Source organism: Rhizobacter sp. P3_C12, from assembly GCF_056402735.1.
In genome coordinates this window covers 1-5,067 of sequence record NZ_JBFUGW010000365.1, presented here as the reverse complement: position 1 = coordinate 5,067, position 5,067 = coordinate 1, and the positions used below count along the sequence as shown (strand labels likewise).

Sequence of the window (5,067 nt, the reverse complement as noted above, 5' to 3'; positions counted from 1 at the left end):
TCGTGAACTGACTGTCGCCGACTGTTTGACCACAACGAACGAAGTGAGTGACGGGAGTTTCGGCGACGGGCCATCAAACCAGTCAGCGCAGGGGAGTCATTGCCCCGCCAGGGGCGATGACCGCACCGGCCGGCGCGCCACAGCCTCCCCCCACCCGCCTTCAAGCGCCAACGCTATGCATACACCGTCACGACCTGGTAGCCCAGCGCCGCCAGGTCGCCGCCCGGCGACCACAGCCGCGACACCTGGTTCACGTAGCCGCCGGCGGCTGCGAGTGCCTCGGTGTCGATGCGCCACCAGCCGTCGGCCGGCAGTTCGTGGGCGACCGGGCGGAGCTCCAGCTCCCACGACACCGAACTGGCCGGCGTCGGCCKCTTGAAGCGGCTGAGCGCCGGCGTCGGCGGGGCGTCGGCCAGCAGCACGGTCAGCAGCTCCAGCGGCAGCGGCTGCGGCTCGCCCTTCGGGCGCAGGTGGATGCGGCTGTGCCAGGTGTCGGTGCCGGTGAACGGCAGCCCGCCTTCGGCCCAGCGCATGTCCAGGTGCTGCATGAAATTCGGCGCCACGCCGGGAATGAACGGCAGCGCGGGCGTCTCGTCCGGCCCGCGCTCGATGGACGGCATCGCCGGCGCCAGGCCGGGCAGCAGCGTCTCGCGCTCGCTGCCGAACACGCCCAGCAGCAGCGCCGCGGTCTCGCCGCCTTGCTGCACCAGCGCCTGCAACTGGCGCACGTTCCTGCCTTCGCGCAGCACCCGCACCGCCACCTGCACCGGACCCCGGGCGACCGGGCCGATGAAGCTCGTCTGCAGCGCGCGCAGCTGCACGCCGGCCGGCCAGCCCGCGCCGGCCACGTCGCGCATCGCCTGCACGGCCAGCGTCGAGATCAGGCCGCCGAACGAGGTGCGGCCCTGCAGCCAGTCGTCGCTGACCTCGAAATGCACCGCATCGCCGTCGCGCGTGCGCGCCGCCAGCAGCTGGGAAAGGGGGATGAACTCGGCCATGGTGTTCCTTCGGGTCAGGAATTGTGGGTGCCGGCCGCGGCGCTGCCTGCCGCGCAGGCGACAGCGGGCAGCTCGCGCCGCTCGGCATCGCTGCGCACCCCCAGCTCGATCAGCGCCATCACGTCGATCGCCTGCGCGGCCGGCACCGGGTTCGGTGCGCCGGCGACGATCGCATCGCGCACGCCGGCGTAGTACGCCGGGTAGTCGCCGTGCCGCAAGGGCAGCGGCGCGGTCTGCAGCGTCTCGCCGTCCGGCCCCGTGGTGCTGAGCGTTGCCGCCTGCGTGTCGACGCCCCAGTCGGCGCCCGGCAGCGGCCGCTGGCCGGCCTTCAGCGCATCCTCCTGCGCATCCAGCCCCCATTTGACAAAACTGCCGCGCGTGCCGTGCGCCGCGAAGCGCGGGCCGGGCAGGGCGGCCAGCGCGCTGGCGCGCAGCGTCACGCGCAGGCCGCCGGCATAGGCCAGGCGGGCGTCGAAGCCGTCGTCGTTGACGGCGCCGTCGCGCTGCCGCGCGAGATCGAGCCGCAGCGCCTGCGGCCAGCCGAACAGCTGCAGCGCCTGGTCGAGCAGGTGCGGGCCGAGGTCGAACCACAGGCCGCCACCGAGCGGCGATTGCTCGCGCCAGCGCTGCCGCACCACCGGGCGGAAGCGGTCGAAGCGCGATTCCAGCTCGACGATGCGGCCCAGTTCGCCGCGCGCCAGCAGCGCGCGCAGCGTCAGGAAATCGCCGTCCCAGCGGCGGTTGTGGAACACCGACAGCACGCGCTGCTGCTCGCGCGCCACGGCATCCAGCTGCTGCGCCTGCGCGAGCGTCACGGTGAACGGCTTGTCGACCACCACGTGCTTGCCGGCCCGCAAGGCCGCGAGCGCCAGCGGGTGGTGGCTGTCGTTGGGGCTCGCGATGACGACCAGGTCGACGTCGTCGCGTGCGCACAGCGCGAGCGGATCGGCCTCGACCGGCAGGCCCGGCCAGCCGCGGGCGACCTTGGCCGCATCGCTGCTCGCGAAGGCTGCGAGCCGCAGCCCCGGAACGCTCGCGATCAGCGGGGCATGGAAGACCTGGCCGGCGAAGCCGTAGCCGATCAGGCCGACGCGCAGCAGGCCGACGCTCAGGGCGGGGGAAGCGGTGTGGGGCATGGCGATCTTCGAGCGAATGTCCGAGGGGAGGAGCGGGGCACTGTAACGGAGCCGGCCGCGCGGCAATGGCATGATGCGCGCCGCACTTCCTGAAGGATCCCCTGGACATGAGCTTCGCTCCCCGCCTCGCCGCCGCCCCGTGGCTGTTCGCCGCCTGCATCGCCGGCGTGCTGGCCCTGCCGGCCCATGCCGCCGACAAGCCGAAGAAGGAATCGACCCTCGGCAAGGCCAAGCCCGGCGCCGCCTTCCTGACCAAGGAACAGCTGCGCGCCTGCCTGGCCCAGAACGACCGCGTGAAGGCGCAGCTCGCCGAGACGCTGCCGCTGCAGACCGCGCTGAAGAAGGAAGGCGACGACCTGGCCGCTGCCGGCGACGCGCTGAAGGCCGATCGCGAGAAGATCGACACGACGAATGACGAGGCCGTCAAGGCCTTCAACGAGCGCCTGGCCGCCCGCGACAAGGCGGTGGAGGCCTACAAGGCCAACAGCGAGGCCTACAACGCGAAGGTCGAGGCGCTGCAGGCGGACAAGGCCTCGTACGTCGCCAATTGCGATGGCCGGCGCTATTTCGAAGATGAGGAATTGCAAATCAAGGGCGGCAAGTAAACGCGGGTCGGCCTCCCTAGAATCGACGGCTTCTTCCCTGACCGAGAGAAGCCGTCATGACCCTTGCCACAAGCAGTCACTCCAGCAACCCGCTGCTGCAGCCGTGGGACACCCCGCACGGGCTGCCACCGTTCGACCGGGCCCGCCCCGAGCACTTCGCCGAGGCCTTCGAGGTGGCGCTGGCCGAGCAGCGTGCCGAGATCGATGCGATCGGCGCGCAGGCCGCGGCCCCTGGCTTCGACAACACGCTGGCGGCCTTCGACCGCAGCGGCCGGCTGCTGGCGCGGCTGGAAGGCATGTTCCACAACCTCACGTCGAGCGAGACCTCGCCGGCGCTGCAGGCGGTGGAGCGGCAGCTCGCACCGCGCATGGCGGCGCACGGCAACGCGATCTACATGCATGCGGCGCTGTTCCAGCGCATCGACACGCTGCATGCGCAGCGCGACTCGCTCGGGCTCACAGCCGAGCAGCGGCGCCTGCTGGAGCGGGTGCACCTCGAGTTCGTGCGGGCCGGCGCCAAGCTGCAGGGCGCGGCGCGCCAGCGGTATGGCCAAGTGATGGAGCGGCTGGCCGAGCTGATGACGCAGTTCGGCCAGAACGTGCTGGCCGATGAATCGGCCTTCCGCCTCGAGCTGCGCGCCGAGCGCGACCTCGCCGGGCTGCCGGAATTCGTGCGTGCCGCGGCGCGCCAGGCCGGTGCGGACCGCGGCATCGATGCGGCGGTGATCACGCTGTCGCGCTCGCACATCGTGCCGTTCCTGACCTTCTCCGAGCGCCGCGACCTGCGTGAGCAGGCGTGGCGCGCCTGGGTCTCGCGCGGCGAGCACGAGGGCGCGCACGACAACCGGCCGGTGGCGCGCGAGATCCTGCAGCTGCGGGCCGAGCAGGCCCGGCTGCACGGCCATGCGAGCTATGCCGACTACGCACTGGGCGACACGATGGCCGGTTCGCAGGCCGCGGTGAACCGGCTGCTGCAGCAGGTGTGGGTGCCGGCGAAGGCGCGCGCGGCCGAGGAGCGCGAGGCGCTGAAGGCGTTGTTGCTGACGCTGCCGCAGTCGCAGCGGCCGGCCGCCGGCGAATCACAGGAGATCGAGGCCTGGGACTGGCGCTACTACGCCGAGAAGGTGCGCCAGGCGCGCTACGACCTCGATGAAGCCGCGGTCAAGCCCTACTTCCCGCTCGACCGCATGGTCGAGGCGGCGTTCGACTGTGCGCAGCGCCTGTTCGGGCTGCGCTTCACGGCGCGCGGCGACCTGCGCGCCTACCACCCCGACGTGAAGGTCTACGAGGTCAGCGGCAGCGATGGTGCGCTGGTCGGCATCTTCCTGCACGACAACTTCGCGCGGCCGAGCAAGCGCAGCGGCGCGTGGATGGGTTCGTACCGGCAGCAGACGCGCAACGTCGTGGGCCAAGGCGAAGAGAGGGGAAGCGACGTGCTGCCGATCGTCGTCAACAACAACAACTTCGCGAAGGGCTCGCCCGGTGCGCCGACGCTGCTGAGCTTCGACGATGCGGCCACGCTGTTCCACGAGTTCGGCCATGGCCTGCACGGGCTGTTGTCGAGCGTGACCTACGAGCGCCTGTCGGGCACCAACGTGCTGCGCGATTTCGTCGAGCTGCCGTCGCAGATCTTCGAGCACTGGCTGGCCGAGCCGGAGGTGCTGAAGCGGCACGCGCGCCACGTCGAGACCGGCGCGCCGATCCCCGATGCGCTGGTCGAGCGGCTGCAGGCGGCGCGCAAGTTCAACCAGGGCTACGAGACGGTGCGCTACACCGCCTCGGCGCTGGTCGACATGGCGGTGCATGYGGTGGGCAACCCGGAGGGCATCGACATCGTCGCCTTCGAGGCGGCCGAGCTCGAGCGCATCGGGCTGCCGCACGGCGTCGGGCTGAACCATCGGCTGCCGCATTTCCAGCACCTGTTCTCGAGCGCCAGCTATGCGGCCGGCTACTACGTGTACCTGTGGGCCGAGGTGCTCGATGCAGACGGCTACGACGCCTTCACCGAGGCGGGCAGCCCGTTCGACCCGGCGGTTGCGAAGCGGCTGCTTGCGCATGTCTATTCCGTGGGCAACAGCCGTGAGCCGGGGGAGACCTACCGGGCCTTCCGGGGGCGCGATGCATCTGTGGAACCGATGCTGCGGGACCGGGGGCTGTTGACGTCTTGAGTCCTGCGCGACAAAGGCGCGTGGGGGGAGGCTGTGGCGCGCCGGCCGGGCCGGTCATCGCCCCTGGGGGCGCTGACTCCCCTGCGCTGACTGGTTTGATGGCCCGTCGCCGAAACTCCCGCCACTCACTTCGTTCGTTGTGGTCAAACAGTCGGCGACA

At 71.3% G+C, this 5,067-nt stretch carries 4 protein-coding genes; 2 read left to right on the top strand and 2 right to left on the bottom strand.

The annotated features are described in order from the left end of the window. Nucleotides 1–173: 173 nt before the first annotated feature. Nucleotides 174–998, bottom strand: a complete 825-nt coding sequence (locus AC1DXV_RS31090) for an acyl-CoA thioesterase (protein WP_477937330.1) — start codon at nt 996–998, stop codon at nt 174–176. Nucleotides 999–1,012: 14 nt separating this feature from the next. Then, entirely contained in the window at nt 1,013–2,134 is a 1,122-nt protein-coding gene (locus AC1DXV_RS31085) for an oxidoreductase (protein ID WP_477937328.1), read from the bottom strand. A gap of 107 nt (nt 2,135–2,241) precedes the next feature. Between AC1DXV_RS31085 and AC1DXV_RS31080 the strand changes: the two genes are divergently transcribed. Both AC1DXV_RS31080 and AC1DXV_RS31075 read left to right on the top strand, forming a co-directional pair. Next, nucleotides 2,242–2,739 carry a hypothetical protein gene (locus AC1DXV_RS31080; protein ID WP_477937326.1) on the top strand — a complete coding sequence of 166 codons (498 nt, stop codon included), beginning with the start codon at nt 2,242–2,244 and terminating at the stop codon, nt 2,737–2,739. A 56-nt stretch (nt 2,740–2,795) separates the two neighbouring features. Beyond that, nucleotides 2,796–4,907, top strand: a complete 2,112-nt coding sequence (locus AC1DXV_RS31075; protein WP_477937324.1) for a M3 family metallopeptidase — start codon at nt 2,796–2,798, stop codon at nt 4,905–4,907. Nucleotides 4,908–5,067 lie beyond the last annotated feature (160 nt).

Bases quoted from the DNA above. Each gene is read 5' to 3' on its own strand.
- AC1DXV_RS31080 (WP_477937326.1), top strand. From the start codon at position 2,242: ATGAGCTTCGCTCCCCGCCTCGCCGCCGCCCCGTGGCTGTTCGCCGCC.
- AC1DXV_RS31085 (WP_477937328.1), bottom strand. From the start codon at position 2,134: ATGCCCCACACCGCTTCCCCCGCCCTGAGCGTCGGCCTGCTGCGCGTC.